Origin of the sequence: Dactylosporangium sp. NPDC051484 (assembly GCF_040689395.1) — a bacterium.
Classification (GTDB): domain Bacteria; phylum Actinomycetota; class Actinomycetes; order Mycobacteriales; family Micromonosporaceae; genus Dactylosporangium.
Genome location: NZ_JBFAZX010000002.1, coordinates 24,414 through 41,131 on the forward strand (window position 1 = coordinate 24,414; position 16,718 = coordinate 41,131).

At 70.1% G+C, this 16,718-nt stretch carries 16 protein-coding genes, 1 pseudogene and 1 riboswitch; of the genes and pseudogenes, 8 read left to right on the forward strand and 9 right to left on the reverse strand.

The features are described 5' to 3' along the window. Positions 1–67: 67 nt before the first annotated feature. The 3 genes from AB0367_RS04085 to AB0367_RS04095 form a co-directional block, all read right to left on the reverse strand. Positions 68–298, reverse strand: a complete 231-nt coding sequence (locus tag AB0367_RS04085; protein WP_366224679.1) for a heavy-metal-associated domain-containing protein — start codon at positions 296–298, stop codon at positions 68–70. A gap of 12 nt (positions 299–310) precedes the next feature. Next, positions 311–1,432: a sulfite exporter TauE/SafE family protein gene (locus tag AB0367_RS04090; protein WP_366224680.1), complete on the reverse strand. Its 1,122-nt coding sequence runs from the start codon at positions 1,430–1,432 to the stop codon at positions 311–313. A 100-nt stretch (positions 1,433–1,532) separates the two neighbouring features. After that, on the reverse strand, positions 1,533–1,922 hold the full coding sequence (locus tag AB0367_RS04095) for a hypothetical protein (RefSeq protein WP_366224681.1): 390 nt from the start codon (positions 1,920–1,922) through the stop codon (positions 1,533–1,535). Between the two features lie 301 nt (positions 1,923–2,223). Between AB0367_RS04095 and AB0367_RS04100 the strand changes: the two genes are divergently transcribed. From AB0367_RS04100 to AB0367_RS04110, 3 genes are all read left to right on the forward strand, one after another. Continuing rightward, complete coding sequence (locus tag AB0367_RS04100; RefSeq protein WP_366224682.1) at positions 2,224–2,742, forward strand: hypothetical protein; 519 nt, start codon at positions 2,224–2,226, stop codon at positions 2,740–2,742. A gap of 299 nt (positions 2,743–3,041) precedes the next feature. Beyond that, positions 3,042–3,800, forward strand: coding sequence for a thioredoxin domain-containing protein (locus tag AB0367_RS04105; RefSeq protein WP_366224683.1), 759 nt, complete (start codon positions 3,042–3,044; stop codon positions 3,798–3,800). Further along, the gene (locus AB0367_RS04110) at positions 3,800–4,420 is read left to right on the forward strand and encodes a vitamin K epoxide reductase family protein (RefSeq protein WP_366224684.1); all 621 of its coding nucleotides are present in this window, start codon (positions 3,800–3,802) and stop codon (positions 4,418–4,420) included. Before AB0367_RS04105 ends, AB0367_RS04110 begins: the two co-directional genes overlap by 1 nt. A gap of 175 nt (positions 4,421–4,595) precedes the next feature. Here AB0367_RS04110 and AB0367_RS04115 read toward each other — a convergent pair whose 3' ends face one another. The 5 genes and pseudogenes from AB0367_RS04115 to AB0367_RS04135 all read right to left on the reverse strand — a co-directional run. After that, on the reverse strand, positions 4,596–4,907 hold the full coding sequence (locus tag AB0367_RS04115) for a hypothetical protein (RefSeq protein WP_366224685.1): 312 nt from the start codon (positions 4,905–4,907) through the stop codon (positions 4,596–4,598). A 167-nt stretch (positions 4,908–5,074) separates the two neighbouring features. Further along, positions 5,075–6,097 carry an NlpC/P60 family protein gene (locus tag AB0367_RS04120; RefSeq protein WP_366224686.1) on the reverse strand — a complete coding sequence of 341 codons (1,023 nt, stop codon included), beginning with the start codon at positions 6,095–6,097 and terminating at the stop codon, positions 5,075–5,077. Positions 6,098–6,109: 12 nt separating this feature from the next. Continuing rightward, positions 6,110–6,243: riboswitch (cyclic di-AMP (ydaO/yuaA leader) on the reverse strand. A gap of 271 nt (positions 6,244–6,514) precedes the next feature. Then, the gene (locus AB0367_RS04125) at positions 6,515–8,026 is read right to left on the reverse strand and encodes a phosphoesterase (protein WP_366224687.1); all 1,512 of its coding nucleotides are present in this window, start codon (positions 8,024–8,026) and stop codon (positions 6,515–6,517) included. 358 nt (positions 8,027–8,384) lie between these two features. Next, on the reverse strand, positions 8,385–8,855 hold the full coding sequence (locus AB0367_RS04130) for a reverse transcriptase domain-containing protein (protein ID WP_366224688.1): 471 nt from the start codon (positions 8,853–8,855) through the stop codon (positions 8,385–8,387). A gap of 44 nt (positions 8,856–8,899) precedes the next feature. Next, positions 8,900–9,093 (reverse strand): annotated as a pseudogene (locus tag AB0367_RS04135) (IS5/IS1182 family transposase); the annotation flags it as partial. Positions 9,094–10,441: 1,348 nt separating this feature from the next. Here AB0367_RS04135 and AB0367_RS04140 point away from each other — a divergent pair. From AB0367_RS04140 to AB0367_RS04160, 5 genes are read left to right on the forward strand one after another with little or no spacing between them, the layout of a single operon-like run. Further along, positions 10,442–11,365: a TauD/TfdA family dioxygenase gene (locus AB0367_RS04140; RefSeq protein ID WP_366224689.1), complete on the forward strand. Its 924-nt coding sequence runs from the start codon at positions 10,442–10,444 to the stop codon at positions 11,363–11,365. A gap of 26 nt (positions 11,366–11,391) precedes the next feature. Beyond that, positions 11,392–12,462: an ABC transporter substrate-binding protein gene (locus AB0367_RS04145; RefSeq protein ID WP_366224690.1), complete on the forward strand. Its 1,071-nt coding sequence runs from the start codon at positions 11,392–11,394 to the stop codon at positions 12,460–12,462. A 7-nt stretch (positions 12,463–12,469) separates the two neighbouring features. Further along, positions 12,470–13,303 (forward strand): ABC transporter ATP-binding protein, encoded by an 834-nt coding sequence (locus AB0367_RS04150; RefSeq protein WP_366224691.1) that lies wholly within the window; start codon positions 12,470–12,472, stop codon positions 13,301–13,303. Further along, positions 13,296–14,159: an ABC transporter permease gene (locus tag AB0367_RS04155; RefSeq protein ID WP_366224692.1), complete on the forward strand. Its 864-nt coding sequence runs from the start codon at positions 13,296–13,298 to the stop codon at positions 14,157–14,159. Before AB0367_RS04150 ends, AB0367_RS04155 begins: the two co-directional genes overlap by 8 nt. Next, a complete protein-coding gene (locus tag AB0367_RS04160; protein ID WP_366224693.1) occupies positions 14,156–15,493 on the forward strand; it encodes an LLM class flavin-dependent oxidoreductase in 1,338 nt (445 codons plus the stop codon). The genes AB0367_RS04155 and AB0367_RS04160 overlap by 4 nt, the downstream gene beginning before the upstream one ends. A 9-nt stretch (positions 15,494–15,502) precedes the next feature. Here AB0367_RS04160 and AB0367_RS04165 read toward each other — a convergent pair whose 3' ends face one another. Further along, on the reverse strand, positions 15,503–16,708 hold the full coding sequence (locus AB0367_RS04165; RefSeq protein ID WP_366224694.1) for an ROK family protein: 1,206 nt from the start codon (positions 16,706–16,708) through the stop codon (positions 15,503–15,505). Between the last annotated feature and the right edge of the window lie 10 nt (positions 16,709–16,718).

Here is a 16,718-nt window from a genome sequence, read left to right on the forward strand (position 1 = left end):
CCGCTATGTCCAGAGAAGCAAATGGCGATGAAGCGCGGGTTCCACGCCGAGGATTCAGCCGCCCTGGCTACTCCCTCTGCGCGGAGTAGTCGCCCAGCTGTCCGATCGCCGTGATCACCTGTTCGGGAGCGACCCGGGCTGGATCGAGGGTGACGGTGGTGTGGCCGGTGCGCACGTTGGTGGTCGAGGCGCTGACGCCGGGGAGGTCTTCGAGAGTGTCGTCGATGAGCAGGCCACAGCTGCCGCAGTGCATGCCCTCGACCCGGAAGGTGATGGTGGCCGTGGTGGGTGCGTTCACGGAAGGTGCCTTTCAGGCGATGGTGAGGCTGCCGGTGTACATGCCCATGCCGCAGCTGTAACGCAGCCGGCCAGGGGTGAGGGTGCCCAGGTCGATGCTGGTGTCGCCGCGCACGGGCAGGATGTACTGCCGGTCGCGGATGATGAATGACCGTACGCAGCCCTCGGCGCCGGCGGAGCGGACAATGAGCGTGGTGGGGACACCCGCGGCGATCTGCAGGTTCGCCGGTCGGTAGTAGCCGGTGCGGGCGGTGACGATGACGGTCTGCCGGCCGCCGTCGGTGGAGACGGGCGGGGCATCCTCCGGGGCGAAGGTGGTGATCGGTGCGGGGCCGAGCCCAGCGGCCTCGGCGACGCGGCTGGCCGCGAAGGGTGAGCCGGCCAGCTCGAGCCCGCCGTTGAGGGTGTACGCGCCGACGCCGAGGACGACGAGACCGGTCGCGGCGGCGAGCCGGCCTCGCCAGGCGGTGGCGGCCTTGCGGGCCGCGTAGCCGAGCACGGTGAACAGCGGCGCGGTGCCGGCCACGAACACCGCCATGGTGGCCGCGCCCGCCCAGGGCGAGCCGGAGGTGAGGGCCAGGGCCTGCACGGACAGCGTGACCCCGCACGGGATCAGCACAGAGACCAGGCCGAGCAGCGCAGGGGCGAGCACGGACTGCGAACGGGCCCGGCCCCGCACGAACCGGCCCCACGACGCCGGTGGGGTGACCGTGATGCCGCGGAAGCCGGGCACCCCCAGCTGCGCCAGGCCGAACACGATGATCAGGACCCCGGCGACGATCTGCGCCGTGGTACGCAGCCCGACCGACAGTTGCACCGCGGCGCCCACAGCGCCGAGCGCCGCACCCAGCAGTGTGTGGGAGACGAGCTTGCCGGCCAGGAACCCGCCGACCGGAACGAGGTCGTCGACCAGCCGCCCCCGCGCCGAGCCTGCGGCGGCGTCCGCGCCGGCGGGACCGGCCGTCGCCCGGCCGGCCGTGCTCGTGGTCGAGGCCGGCCTGCCAGGCGTGCCGGTGCCGGGTGCGGGAGCTGGGCGTTGCCGGGCCACGAGACCCGCGAGCAGGCCGCCTTGCACAGCGGCGCAGGACACGCCACCGGCGAACAGCCCGGTGGCCAGGACAGCGGCGAGATTCACCAACACAGCGCCTTTCACGAAGAGGAACCCATCGAAAACCGGCCGGTGGACCGGGTGACGAGACACCTCCGAGCAAGATCACTTCGGAGGTGGGGTCTCCCTATAGGCGCAACTGGCTGAGTTCGTGCAGGGACGCCGCATGCGGCAGCAGCGGCACACCGGCGTGCGACACGGCCGCGATCGGCACCGGGTATCCGCCGACGTCGCCAGCCATCGGCGCGACCACGGCGAGGTTGGCGGCGGCGGTCGGCGCCGGCTGACAGGAGCGCATATGACTGGACGGTGCGCCCGCCGCGAGCATCGGGCACGGTATGACGGGCACCGGTGCTCCGTCAGCCACCTCTCCCCCGGCGGAATCGCCCGGCGTGTGGTGCGGTGCGTCCATCGGCATGCTGGTCGCCATCGCACCCGCCTGGGTGATCGGCATGCCATCGCAGGCGGGGGCCACGGTGAGCGCCAGCGCTACGAGGATCGCCGCGAAGACCGCCAACGGCCACACCGGACGCCGCAGCCATGCGACTGCGGTCGTGGTGCCGGTGGCCAGGCGTGTCACGGCACACAGCATACGGCCACACCGGCCCCGCGCTGGCAGCCGGTGAGGTGGCATCGGGGCAGATAGATCCCCAGCGGCCGGGCGGAGCCGACCGCGCCACCGGGCTGCGTACGGTCAACACGCGACATCAATGCGGGTCGCAGGTCCTGTCGATTCAGGGTGCATGGCCCGGGTCGTTCGCCGGCTGACGGGTTAGCCTCGGTGCACGGATCGCATCGGGCAGAGCGGAGAGGCGTGCATGGCTGGCACGGCAGGCGGCACAGGGCGGTGGCCGGTCGCCGCACTGGCCGTCGGCATGGTGGCGGTGCTGGGCTCTGCTGCCTGGATGGTGGCGCACCGGGCGCCGCTGGTGGCGGTGCGGCGCTGCGTGTCGCCGAACGAGCCGCTGGCCTGGCTCGGAGTACACCTGGAGGTGCTCCGGGAGCATCCCGGCTGTGCCGAGGGCCAGCTCGCGCTGAGCGCCGGACCGGGGCATGCGGCCGGGCTGGTGTTGATGGTGGCCGTACCGACGCTACTGACCAACCTGGCCACGGTCCTGGGCGCGCTCGGGGTGTGGGCCGCGCTGCGGGTGTTGCTGGCCCGGGCGTCCGCCGTGGTCGGACGGCTGTGGCCACGGCCGCCGGCGGTTCGCGCCGTCGCTGACGGGCGGCGACAGCCCGCTGCTCCCCGCTGGCCGGCAGAGCTGGTGCTGCGGGCGTGGCAGCTGGACCGGTCCCCGGTGTGCAGGCGTGGACCCCCCGTACGGACGGCGAGCTGATCCGTCCCGTCACCGTCCTCGGTGCTGCCCCCTCGGGCCTGGCAGCGGCCGCGGCGAACGGTGGCGTGCCCGCGACGGTCGCCGGGTCAGCACTGGGTGAAGTCCGGCTCCTGAACAACCCAACCCTGTCAACACCGGCACCGCCGCGGCACGGTCGCGGTGCTGCCAGCGCGATGCCGCCGGCTATCCGGGCGGCGTGTGGCCGGCCGGCATCGGTCGCTACGGCAGCCGGCCCGGACGCGCTGGCGCCCGCGTCTGCGGCGCCATCGGTGCGGTGACGCGAGAAACGAGACAACACGATGAGCAAGCAAGCGCGCATCCGGGCCCACGAGGTCCGCCTGGCGCAGGAACGCGCCGAGCAGCGGCGCAGGAACCGGATCCGAGTGGCCGTCGGCGCCGGTGGGGTCGTCATCGCCGGCCTGCTGGTCGCCATCATCGCGGTGGTGTTCACCTCGGCGAGCAAGGACGCCGGCCCCAGCGGAAAGCTGGTCACACCAGCGAACCTCACCGCGAGCGGGGCGATCCCGGTCGGTTCGGCCACCGCGCCGGTGACCCTGGAGATCTACCTGGATTTCATGTGCCCGGCTTGCGGACGGTTCGAACAGGCCAATGCCGGTGAGCTGGACCGGCTGATCCAAGCCGGAACGGTCAAGCTGGAGCTGCGGCCGATGACGTTCCTGGACAAGACCTCACAAGGCACCAGGTACTCCACCCGGGCGGCCAACGCGCTGGCCACGGTCGCCGACCGGGCGCCGGGGTCGGTATGGGCGTTGAGCAAGGCGCTGTACGCCAACCAGCCGCAGGAAGGCACCCCAGGACTGTCTGACCAGCGGATCGTGGCGCTGGCGGTCGAGGCCGGCGTGACGCAGGAGGTGGCGGACGCCTTCGACGCGGGCATCTTCAAGGCGTGGGCGGCCAAGTCCAACGACGATGCGTTCAAGGCGGGCATCGAAGGCACCCCCACCGTGAAGATCAACGGCAAGGTCTTCGCAGGCAACCTCTACACCGCGGGCCCGCTGACCGAGGCCATCGAACAGGCGGCCGGAGGGGCGAAGTAGTGGCTGGCCTGCTGGGCCGGCTGCACCGGATCCGGCACGCCAACGCCTGGCTCTTCACCACGATGCTGGTCTCGTCGTGTTTGAGCCTGCTCGCGTCGTTCGTGCTGTCGGTCGAGGCGGTCACGCTCGCCGCCGACCCGAACGCGAACCTGTCGTGCAACATCAACTCGGTGATCAGCTGCGGGACGGTCGGGAGCGCCTGGCAGTCACACCTGTTCGGGTTCCCGAACGCCTTTCTCGGGTTGATCGCCGAACCGGTGGTGATCACACTGGCGGTGGCGAGCCTGGCCGGCGTGCGCTTCCCGCGCGGGTTCATGTTCGCCGCCCAGGTCGTCTACACCGTCGGGTTGGTCTTCGCGTACTGGCTGCTCTATCAGTCGATGTTCCACATCGGGGCATTGTGCCCGTGGTGCCTGCTGGTGACCGTGTCCACCACGCTGGTGTTCTCCACCCTCACCCACGTCAACATCCGCGACCGCAACCTGTTCCTCCCGCCCCGCGTCCAGGCCGCGCTGTCCACGATGATCCGCGCCAACCTCGACCTCATGGTCGTGGTGATCTGGATGCTGGTCCTGGTGCTGGCCATCGTCGTCAAGTACGGCGATCGGCTGTTCGGCTGAAGACAACGATCGAGGTCTCCGGCGTCTGGCATCGGCCGAGAGGCACCAGATACCGGAGACCTCGCGCCTGCCTGACGGTGACGAGGCGACACGGCCTGACTGACGCGCGGTGGGTGGTGCCTGCCCCCGGGACGTCGGCGACGACCGTGCTGACCGGCGACGCGAACGTCTCCGGTCAGGCTCGGTTGTCCAGGGCGTCCGCACGCTCACCGGTGCCGGTCGGCGGCGGCTCGGCCGGTCCATGCTCGCCTCGTCCGCGCCTGGGCCAGAACGCCAATGCCGCGGCCACGCCGATCGCGACGACCATCAGGACGACGGGCAGCAGCGAGGCCACCACACCTGTCGCCTCGAACCGCAGCGCCGCCGCGACTACTGTCGGTGATCCCGCTGCCGGCGTACCGCTGTGCAGCGCGGTGTGCGCGCCGGCCGGCGCGATCGCGACGATCTGGGCCACACCGGCGGCGACAGCCACCACAATGGCGATCAAGGTACTCCGGACGATTCGTCCCCACAGTTGCGCAGCCAACCTCGCCGCCTTCCTCGCCATTCGACCAAGCTACTACGCTGCATAGTCACCAGACGCAGGGCAAAGGTTCCTGTGAGGCACACCGCTTTTCTCGCCCGTCGATCCATACCCCTTGCCCCGCGAGCGGGTCAGCCGGGTCGGCGGTAGCCGGTGATGGGCCGACCATCGAGTTTGGCCATGCGCACGTGGTCGCCGGTGGTGGGGGCATGCACCATCCAGCCGCCGCCGACGTAGAGGCCCACGTGGTGCAGGTCGCTGAAGAAGAACACCAGGTCGCCGGGGCGCAGGTCGGCGCGGGAGACGGCCTTGGTGTCATCCCACTGCCACTTGGTGTAGTGGCGCAGCGTGACCCCCGCGGCGGCCCAGGCGGTGAGGGTCAGGCCGGAACAGTCGTAGCCTCTCGGGCCGGACGCACCCCAGATGTAAGGCTTGCCGATGAGCTCGCAGGCCTTCTTCGCCGCGGTACCGCCGGGGCCGCCGAGGTATTCGACAGGGCAGGCGACGGGCTTCAGGGTGCCGGTGGCGCCGCTACTGCCGTACACCTGCTGGCGCAGCCTCTGCAGCTCGGCGATCTTGCCCTCGATCTGGGTCTTCTTCGCCGCGAGTTCGGCGTCCTGTTTGGTCTGCTCGGCGATGAGCGTATCCAGGGCCTGCTTGTCACCGGCGAGCTTGTCCCGGGTCTCGGCGACGCCCTGGATCTGGGCGCGTTCGTAGCGGGCGATCGCGTTGACCGTCGCGAGCTGGTCGAGCATGTCGGTCGGGGTGGTGCCGGCCAGCAGCACCTGCAGGGTGGTGACCCGGCCGGTCTTGTACTGGCGGACCGCGATGTCGCTGACCTTGTCCATCGCCGCGTCGACCTGCGCCTGCAGAGGTTGCAGCTGCTGCTGCAGCGCCTCGGCCTTGGCCCGGTTGTCCTTGAGCTGGGCGTGGACCTGGTTGTACTGCTCGATGGTGGGCTCGAGCTGGTTCCACATGTCGTCGATCTGCTTTTCCAGCTCCGCCGGCGTCGGTTCGGCCCGCGCCGCCCCGGTGCCGGCCAACAACACCGCGACCGCGGCGATGAGCGCGACGACGGAACGCGACAGCACCCGGCTGGACAGCCGTCTGGGGATTACTGTGTTGTGCGCGGCGTGGACACGGCAGGACGGCACGTGCGGGCAGGCTCCTTCTTCCGTCGGCCGCCTGCCGCGTGAGCTGACGGGTTTCGGGCGGGAAGCTCGCCCGACCGCGGATCGCTCAGAACCCCGGGAGGTCGCGATGGGTCCCCGGCTCGGCATCGACTCGGCGACGCCGGACATCCGCACCGACCGGAGGTGATCGGCGCCGGAGCCCGGCCGTAGCAGACCTTACGCACTGCCCCCAGCGCACACAAGTGCGTCTCCTACGATACGTAGGAGGACACCGTCGTCGATGACCTGCGCCCCGTGTGTCTCGCGCGGCCCTTCTGTGCGGTGAGGGTGGCGGCGCCCAGGAGGCTGAGGACCATCATGCTGGGCGCCGCCGTGCCCGGCCGTGTCCCCGAGCCACCAGGGTTCGGCCAGGACGTCTCGCCGAGTTGCTCGCCGGCGTCAGCGGAACTGGACGAAGACCGGGTTCGAGTAGAACCACAGGTCGTCCCACGGCGATTCCTTGCCGTCGGCGAGTGGCTCGGCCTCGTCGGTGCTGGTGCCGCGGACGCGGGCGTACACGTCGGTCTCGACGTTGCGCAGGGTGTGCTTGATGACGTAGTCCTTGCCCTGCTTGCGCCAGTCGCGGGGGCCGAACCGGGCGACCACCTTGGTGGTGGGGTTGGTGTCGGCGTCGAGGTTGGCGGACGGGCCGGTGACCTGGCCGACGATCAGGTCGACGCGGCGGACCTGCGGCCGGTCCCCGTGGTGGTTCGTGCCGTCCAGCGGACGGAACTTGATCTCGATCTCCACGTCGGAGCGGTTACGCCGGCTCAGCACGATGGTCTCACCCATCGCGGCGTTCTTGCCCTGGCCGCTGGCGGTGAGGTCGAGGCTGGTGATCAGGTCACCGGTGGTGACCCAGATCCGGCCGTTGCGCAGGCCGTCCATGATGTCGCCGTAGTCCTGCCGGGCGAGCACGTAGGTCTTGCTGTACTCCCCGGGCCAGAAGTCGGCGCCACCGCGGGTCCAGTGCACGTGCGAGTCGGAGGTGGCGGTGATCCACCACCGGCGTCCCTCGCCGAGCAGCGAGTCCCACAGGCCGCCGACGCGGGCGGTCATCTGGTCGTAGCCGCCGTGCGTCGGGTAGTTGCCGTAGGCGCCACGCGCACCGCCGTTGAGCGGAGCGGCCTGGTGACCGGGAGAGCCCTCGAAGCCGACGTAGATGTCGGGTGCGACGTTGTTGCCGTTGCGGAACTCGTGCGGGGTGTCCTGACCCCACACGCCCAAGCCGGTGGCCGACCGGGAGGCGTGGTGCGCGATCACCAGGGGCTTCTGTCGCAGACCCTTGGCGTAGCTGAGGAACTCGACCATCTTCGCCTCGGTGTTCCGGCTCGGGTCCGCCGGGAACGGGTCATTCTTGGCGAACTTGCTCTCCAGGTCGTAGAGCATCTTCGCCTCGTCGTCGTGACGCGGGATCATCAGCGTGTGGTGGTCCATCGCCGGCGCGTCGAACTCCATGCCCCAGAACTGCAGCACCTCGGGCACGAGCCGGCGGGACAGCAGCAGGTCGGGGTACGCCTGCTCCAGGTTCACCTTCGAGTGCGTCGGTCCACCGTGGTCCGTGCACATCGCCCACGTCAGGCCGAAGTTCTTTGCCATGATCGCGTTGGTGACGATCGGGTACACCGCGTCGGCACCCTTGGTGAACTTCGGCGGGTTCGTCTTCGTGTCGTAGTCGCCGCTGTACTCCGAGTGGATGTGGTGGTCACCGGCCCGCCACACCCGGCTGCCGCCACCACCACCGCGGTTGCCCGCCTCCGGGCCGTTGTCCTGCGCCCATGCCGCGTTCGCACCGACCAGCGGGCTCGCCGCCGCCAGGGTCGCTCCAACACCGGCGTACTTCACCAACTGGCGGCGCGAGAGCCTCGAGCGCTCAGCTTCTTCGATCTTCTCGTCCTTCAAGGACCTCACCTCGACTCCTCGGCCAGCACGTTCTACTAGGGAGTCTCGTAGTGCCGACCGAATACCCGGTGAACGAAGTCCGTCATGATCCAAAACAACGACCTCCGTCCGCTTGAAGCCCAGTTGCCGGCGGCCGCCTGACCGGTCGCCGCTTCAGTGCCGGGGACCCGGGGGGAATCCCGCAGCGCCCAGTGCGCGAACAGGCCAGGCGACCGTTGCCGGACGCCCTGTAGCCAGGCCCGCGCTCGGGCTTCGCTGCGTCTGAGTCGCTTGTACTTCCACCTCGCCCAACGCATCAGCCCCGCAGGGCCGGATTGATCTCCTCTGCAAGGTCAGCGAGGTTGCCGGTCGTGCGTCGATGCAGCCGTCAGGACGCGACCTTACGGCTCATATCCGTCAGCTTCCCCGGGGCCGCCGCGGGCAGAAACCCGGTCCGGGCCTTCCCACGACTCTTGTCCCATGCCTTCCGGGGACCAAACGCGTACCCACAGAACGTGAACGTCACCTGGTCGTAGTCCAAGCGACGCCGATCGTCCTTGCAATACACAATGCGCGTCTTGTCCGGGTGCAACCGCAACCCGATGCCCGCGAACCGACAACCGATCACCTGGCGCACCCGGTGCGCTTGGCGTTCGGTCACGCAGTGGACCACCACATCATCCGCGAACCGCTCGAACCCGATCCCGGGAAGCTCCCGGCTCATCCAGGTGTCGAAGCCGTAGTGCAGGAAGACGTTAGCGATCAACGGGGAGATCGGACCGGCCTGCGGCGTTCCCTTCGTCCGGTGGGTCAGGGTTCCGTCGGGCATCCGCATCGGCGCCTCGAGCCAGCGCTCCACATACAGCATGACCCATGGGTTGTCCGGGGCCAGTCGGGTATCGCGGCTAGCGCTTCGATCCCCTCGGCAACATCCCGGTACGCGGTGGTCCGGGAGCCGCCCGGCTCCCGGGCAGGGACTTGTCCTCGTTGTTGCGGAACCACACCAGCACCAGCAGCGCTTGGTGGCAGCAGGTCAGCGCCCGGGTTCCGCGGCGGGTGCGGCGTTCGGTGGCCGGCAGGCGCGACACGTAGTGGACCAGTTCCTCGGCGCGGCAGAGGACGGCACGACAGGCACCACGGACGAAGTCCTCATCTGTCGAGGGCTTCGCCCAGCTTCCAGCACTGTCCGACGTGGACGGTATGCCCGTGGCGGCCGCATCCCGACGGCATGCTCACTGAAATAGCATCAATCGGGAATCCACACCGGCGGCCCATGGGAACAGCGATTGCTTGTTCCCGCCGTGCGGAGCATTCGGCGGACATGCCGCCCGACCGTGCGCAGCGTTGCCGAAAGACGGCCACGATACACCGGTGGCCGTATATTGCCGCCGACCATTCGAGGCGTTGCCGGGCCGGCGGGCCGGCGCAGCTGTGGCGGGTGCGGCTTTCCCCGGACGAGCGTGGATGCGCGACGACGCTTCGGGACAGGGCCGGGCCGCCCGTCACCGTCCACGTGACGCGGCTCGGGACCGCAGTCGTTTGCCGCAGGGCTGCTCTCGGAACGTCGCGCCTGGTCAGGTCGTGCCTGGTCAGGCGGCGTGACCGGCGGAGGCGGCGAGGGCGGCACCGGCCCCTGCGCCGATCCGCCACGCTGGTCGATGACCGCCGGCGGGGTGTCACCGCGCAGACGGCGCAGCTTCTCGGCGTGCCGCCTGGCCAGGCCCCATTCCCGATGCCGAGCATGCTCCCGGCGGAACTGCTCATTCGCCGGACAATAACGACGCGACCTGGTTCGGTCGCGCATGGCAGCCAACTCCGTCCTCGAAAACAATCCCAGCTGCCCCATGGATGTAATTATCCCAGAACCCAACCGAACCCGCCGCCCCGAACGGCAGTCCACCATGAGGCGATCTCAACGAAAATGGCCGCGAAAGCAGGATGACACGCCCGGATCGTCTACATTGGACAACGATGGGCGGGCATGGAGCCCTCGGCGAGACCTACGCGGTTCCCGCTGACGGACACCGGCGACCGGGACGTCGCCGCGACGGACGCCGCGGGCCGGGCGCCGGGCCGGAGGACGGGCGGGAGGACGGGAGGACGGGAGGACGGGCGTGACCAAAGCCGCCCGGCCCAGCTGTGCCGGGAACCCGGGGAAATCGACTTAATTTAGTTCCGTGGAAAGTTGACATGCATATCGACGCACGGCGACGATCGATGCATGACCGGACCCGGGCGACTCTTCTCGCCCCGACACATCGCCTTCACGAGGCGACGCGTCATCGACAACATGTTGTCGGTGTCCATGCAGTGTCGTTGATCGACACTGCTTCTCCGGTGCGGTGATTTCCGGTCTTACCGCGCCATCTTCACAATCGTACGGCCGCATGAGCGCCGTAACGATGCCGTTCGCGTGCCCGAACGCAGATTCTAGGAGAAATCGCGATGGCAACAGGCAGCCTCACCGCACTTTCCGTCCGTAAGGTCACCGCCCGTATCGGGGCCGAAATCAGCGGCGTGAACATCGGCGACGAGCTGGACGGGGAGACCGTCGCCGCGATCCGCACCGCGCTGAATGAGCACAAGGCGCTCGTGTTCAAAGACGTCGACCTCGACGACGCCGGCCAGGAGCGCTTCGCCCGCTACTTCGGCGAGCTCACCACCGCCCATCCGACGGTGCCCTCGGAGCCGGGTGCGCCCAACGTGCTGCCGGTCGACAGCGAGCGGGGCCGGGCGAACCACTGGCACACGGACGTCACCTTCGTGGTCAGCCCGCCGCAGGTCAGCACGCTGCGCAGCATCGTGCTGCCGCCGTACGGCGGCGAGACGCTGATCGCCAACGCGGCCGCGGCCTACCGGGACCTCCCGGAGCCGCTGCGCGCGTTCGCCGAGACGCTGTGGGCGGTGCACACCAACGACTACGACTACGCCGTGGCGCCGGAGTCGCTGGACGAGAGCGCGCGGCAGCGCCGGGCGCAGTTCACCTCCATCGGCTACGAGACGGTGCACCCCGTCGTGCGCGTGCACCCGCTCACCGGCGAGCGGGGGCTGTTCATCGGCGGTTTCACCAGCCGGATCGTCGGGCTCTCCAGCGCCGAGTCGCGCGACATTCTCCGGCTGCTGCAGTCGTATGTCACGCGACCCGAGAACGTGCTGCGGTGGCGGTGGTCGCTGCGTGAACTCGTCATCTTCGACAACCGCATCACGCAGCATTATGCGATCGACAACTACGACGATCTTCCGCGCCGCCTGAATCGTGTCACGGTCGCCGGTGAAATCCCGGTCGGCGTACACGGCAAGGCGAGCTACTCCATTTCCGGCGACGCTTCGCACTACACGCCGGCCATCTCTCTCCCGGCCGTCGCGTGACGGCCGGCACGAACAGGACACAGAAGATGAGTCTGCGAAACGAACGGGGCCGGCCCGCGGCCGGGGCGCTGGCGATCCTCGCCGTCGTGGCGGCGGCCGCGCTGTCGGCGTGCGGCTCGGCCGAGGCCAGCGGCAGCGAGCCCGATGCCTCGGGCGTCACCACCCTGCGGTACCAGGGCTGGGCCAACCAGGTCACGCTGCCGGAGGTGGCCGAGCACCTCGGCTACTTCGGCGGCAAGGTGAAGCTCAAGTGGGTCGGCAACACCATCAGCGGGCCCCAGGACATCCAGTCCGCGGCCACCGGCGAGACCGAGTTCGGGGGCGCGTTCGGCGGCGCCGTGGAGAAGCTCGTCAGCTCCGGCGCCGGCATCAAGGCGGTGATCAACTACTACGGCAGCGACAACAAGGAGTTCACCGCCTACTACGTGCTGGCCGGCAGCCCGTTGAAGGACGTCAAGGACCTGATCGGCAAGAAGGTCGGCGTGAACACGCTCGGCGGGCAGAACGAGGCGGACATCTTCAACGTGCTGCACAAGGCCGGGCTGTCCCCGGCGGACGCCAAGAAGGTCGAGCTGGTGACGCTGCCGCCGCCCAACGCCGAGGACGCGCTGCGCAAGGGCCAGATCGACGCCGTCGCGCTGTCCGGGCAGTTCCGGCAGCGGGCCGAGGCGGCCGGCGGGCTGCGGCCGCTGTTCACGCAGGTGGACCTGTACGGGCCGTTCAACGGCGGGCAGTACGTGTTCCGCAACGAGTTCATCAAGAAGAACCCGGCGGCGGTACGCGCCTTCGTCGACGGCGTCGGCAAGGCGATCGAGTGGGAGCGCGCGACGCCGCGCGACGAGGTCATCGCCACGTTCACGAAGATCCTCGAGGGGCGGGCCCGGCCCAACGAGACGACGGCGACGCTGAAGTACTGGCAGAGCGTCGGCGTGCCGTCCAACCACGGCTACATCGTCGACGGCGACTTCGCGCTGTGGCAGGACTGGCTGCTCACCACCGGGTCGGTGAAGCAGGCCCCGAAGTCGTCGGACCTCTACACCAACGAGTTCAACCCGAACGCGACCTCGCCGGCGCTACCGGCCGGGGCGAAGGGGTGAGCGGGTGATGGCCGACCACACCGAGATCAGGATCAGGAACATCACCAAGACGTTCCCCGCCCGCAACTCGGGCGCGCTGACGGCCTTGGAGAACATCAGCCTCGACATCACCGCCGGGCAGTTCCTCGCGCTGGTCGGGCCGAGCGGGTGCGGCAAGTCCACGCTGCTGGACCTTATCGCCGGGCTGACCAGCCCGACCTCCGGCGAGCTGACCATCGGCGGGCGGCCCGTCACCGGCCCCGGCCTGGACCGCGGCGTGGTCTTCCAGCAGTACGCCCTGTTCCCGTGGCGGACCGCGCAGGCCAACATCGAGTTCGGCCTCGAGGTCAAGGGCGTGCCCCGCCGGCGGCGGGCCGAGCGGGCCCGGGAGATGCTGGCGCTCGTCGGGCTGACGGCCTTCGCCGACCGGTACCCGCACGAGCTCTCCGGCGGCATGCGCCAACGGGTGGCCATCGCCCGCAGCCTGGCGTACGAGCCCGAGGTCCTGCTGATGGACGAGCCCTACGCGGCGCTGGACGCGCAGACGCGGGAGGCGCTGCAGGAGGACCTGCTGTCGATCTGGCGGCGCACCGGCACCACGGTGCTGTTCATCACGCACAGCATCGAAGAGGCGGTGTACCTGGGCCAGCGGGTCGCGGTGATGACCGCGCGGCCGGGACGGATCAAGCGCATCGTGGACATCGAGCTGCCGGACAGCGGCGGCGGCGACCCCCGCTCGACGCCGGAGTTCGTCCGCTACCGCCGCGAGATCTGGGAGCTGCTGCACGACGAGGTGCGCAAGGCCTTCGAAACGCAGGGTTCGGGCTACGTGGCGGGCAAGGCGGTGACCGCCAGTGTCTGAGACCACGATCGCGGTCATCGACCAGCCGGCCGGCCGCGCGGGGACGCCGGCCGGCGGCGGCCCCGAGCTCCCGGTGCCGGGGCGCGCGCCGCTGCGGCGGGCGGGCCGGCTGCTCGGCTCCGGCGTGCGGCGGATCGTCGCCATCGCCGCCTTCCTCGCGCTGTGGCAGATCGCGCCGACGGTCGGCTGGGTCGACCGGGCGTTCCTGTCGCCGCTGAGCGAGGTGCTGGACACCTGGTGGGGGCTCGCGGTCGGCGGCGACCTGTGGACCAACATCTGGGCCAGCCTGCACCGCTCGCTGACCGGCTTCGTGATCGCCATCTCGATCGCGGTACCGCTGGGGCTGCTCATCGCCTGGTACCGCGCGGTGGCCGGGGTCCTCTCTCCGCTGCTGGCCATCTTCCTCAACACCGCGGCGGTGGCCCTGCTGCCCGTCTTCACCCTGATCCTCGGCATCGGCGACACGTCGAAGATCGCGATCATCGCCTACGCCTGCTTCTGGCCGGTGCTGTACAACACGATCAGCGGCGCCCGCGACGTCGACCCGCTGCTGATCAAGTCGGCCCGCTCGCTCGGGCTGCCGCACATCAAGCTCTTCGTCAAGGTGATCGTCCCGGCGGCGCTGCCGACGATCTTCACCGGTATCCGGCTCGCCGGCGCGGGCTCCATGCTCGTGCTGATCACCACCGAGTACGTGGGCGCGAAGGCCGGCCTCGGCTACATGATCATTTCCGCGCAGTTCAACTTCCAGATCCCCGAGATGTACGCCGGCATCCTCACCGTGTCGATCATCGGCGTCGCGTTCAACTACCTGCTGCTGTTCATCGAGTCGAAGGTCCTGAGGTGGCGAGCGTGACCGAGCGGAAACTGCATCTCAACGCGTTCCTGATGAGCTCGGGGCATCACGAGGCGGCGTGGCGGCTGCCCGAGAGCGACCCCTACGCCGACGTCGACGTCCAGCACTGGATCAACCTGGCCCGGATCGCCGAGCGCGGCAAGCTCGACTCGCTGTTCCTGGCCGACGGCCCCGCGCTGTGGCAGGGCATCGAGTTCCGCCCCGCCGGCCAGCTGGAGCCCACGATCCTGCTGACGATCCTCGCGGCCGCGACGCGCCGGATCGGGCTGATCGCCACCGCCTCGACGACGTACAACGAGCCGTACAACCTGGCTCGCCGCTTCGCCTCCCTGGACCACGTCAGCGGCGGCCGCGCGGGCTGGAACATCGTCACCACGGCCGGGCGCGACGCCGCGCGCAACTTCGGCCTCGGCGACCGCCCGGACCACCTCGACCGCTACCGCCGGGCGACCGAGTTCGTGGAGGTCTCCCGCAAGCTGTGGGACTCCTGGGACGACGACGCCCGGCTGGCCGACAAGGCCCGCGGCCGCTACGTCGACCCGGCCAAGGTGCACGCCATCGGCCACCGCGGCGACTACTACAGGGTCGAGGGCGCGCTGAACGTGCCGCGCCCGCCGCAGGGCCACCCGCTGCTCGTGCAGGCCGGCTCCTCGCACGACGGCAAGGACTTCGCCGCCCGCTACGCCGACGCGGTCTTCACCGCGCAGCAGACGATCGCCGACGCCCAGCAGTTCTACGCGGACCTCAAGGCGCGGGCGGCCGCGCTGGGCCGGGACCCGGCCGCGGTCAAGATCCTGCCGGGCATCGTGCCGATCCTCGGCTCGACCGAGGCGGAGGCGCAGCGCAAGGCCCAGGAGCTCGAGGACCTGATCGTGCCGGAGTTCGGGCTCGGGCAGCTCTCGGAGATTCTGGAGGTGCCGGTCGCCCGGCTGGTCCTGGACGAGCAACTGCCGGACGACATCCCGGACAGCGCCTCGATCGAGGGCGCGCAGAGCCGGTCCAGCCTGATCGTGAACCTGGCGCGGCGCGAACGACTGACCGTGCGCCAGCTCATCGGGCGGCTGGGCGGCGGCCGCGGTCACTGGACATTCATCGGTACCCCGGAGCAGACCGCCGACGTGCTGCAGGAGTGGTTCGACAACGGCGCGGCCGACGGCTTCAACGTGATGGGCGCGGCCCTGCCGTCGGGGCTGGAGGACTTCGTCGACCAGGTCGTGCCGATCCTGCGCGAGCGCGGCCTGTTCCGCACCGAGTACGAGAGCACCACGCTGCGCGAGCACTACGGGCTGGCCCGCCCGGCGAACCGGTACGAGGCCTCGGCCCGCGCCACCTGAGCCGCCCGGTCAGGACGCCTCCTCGAAGGCCATCACGGTGAACGGATCGGCATAGAGGGCGTCGAGCATGACCGCGCCGCCGGCCATCGCCAGCGGCGCGTGCATGAAGCTCGACATCAGCACGGTCCGGTCGGGGTCGGTGACCGTCGCGCTGTGCCTGGCGACCTGCTCGCGCAGGGTCGCCAGGCAGTCGGGCAGCCGGGCCAGGCCGGGCTCGACCAGCAGTACCAACTCCGGATTCAACAGGTCCGCGATCGGCGCGATGGCCCGTCCGACCACCTCGGCCCGCCAGCGGAAGAGCTCGCGGGCGGCCGGGTCGCCCGCGACCGCGACGTCGACGAGCTCGAAGACCGAGCGCTCGGCGATCAGCCCCGCCTGATGCGCGTGGTGCACCAGGCGACGCTCCGACACCGTCGCCTGCAGGCAACCGACGCGGCCGCACGAGCACGGCTCGGTGCTGCCGGCGACGGGCAGGTGCGCGATGCTGCCGGCCTGGAAGCGGGGCCCGTGGTGGACCTGCTCGCCGAGCGCGAAGGCGGCGTCGACGACGTTGCCGATGAACACCCCGAGCACACTCTCACGCGAACGGGGATGGCCGAACAGCTGCTCGGCGCGCACCAGCGCCCGGGAGTGCGAGTCGACCAGCGCCGGCACCCCGAACCGGCGGGCGAAGATGGCGCCGAGGGGAACCTGGCGCCAGCCGAGCATCGGGTGCTCGACGATCGTGCCGTGGTCGCGGTCGACCCAGCCGCCGGTCGCGATCCCGATGCCCAGCAGCCGGTCGCCGTGCGGATGCTCGCACAGCAGGCGTGCCAGCGCGTCGGCGCTGCGCTCGATGATGCGGTCCGATCCGGCGTCGCCGTGCGGGATCATGCGCTCGACCAGCACGCGCCCACGGATGTCGAGCAGCGCGACGGTGGCGTGCGGGATGGCGTAGTGGATGCCGGCGACGATGCCCACCGAGGTGTCCAGGTCGACGGGAAGGAACGGCCGCCCCATCCCGTTGGTGGCCGTGGCCTCGGGCAGCTCGGTCAGCAGGCCGAGCGACAGCAGCTCGGCGGTGTGGCCGGTCACCGACGCCGGCGACAGGCCCGTGAGCCGCGCCATCGTGCTGCGGGGCAGCGGGCCGTGCTCCAGGACGACACGCAGGAGCGATCCGACGCTGACCGCGCGGCGCCGTTGCGGGCGTGATGAGGCTCGCGACAGTACGACCATGAACATATCC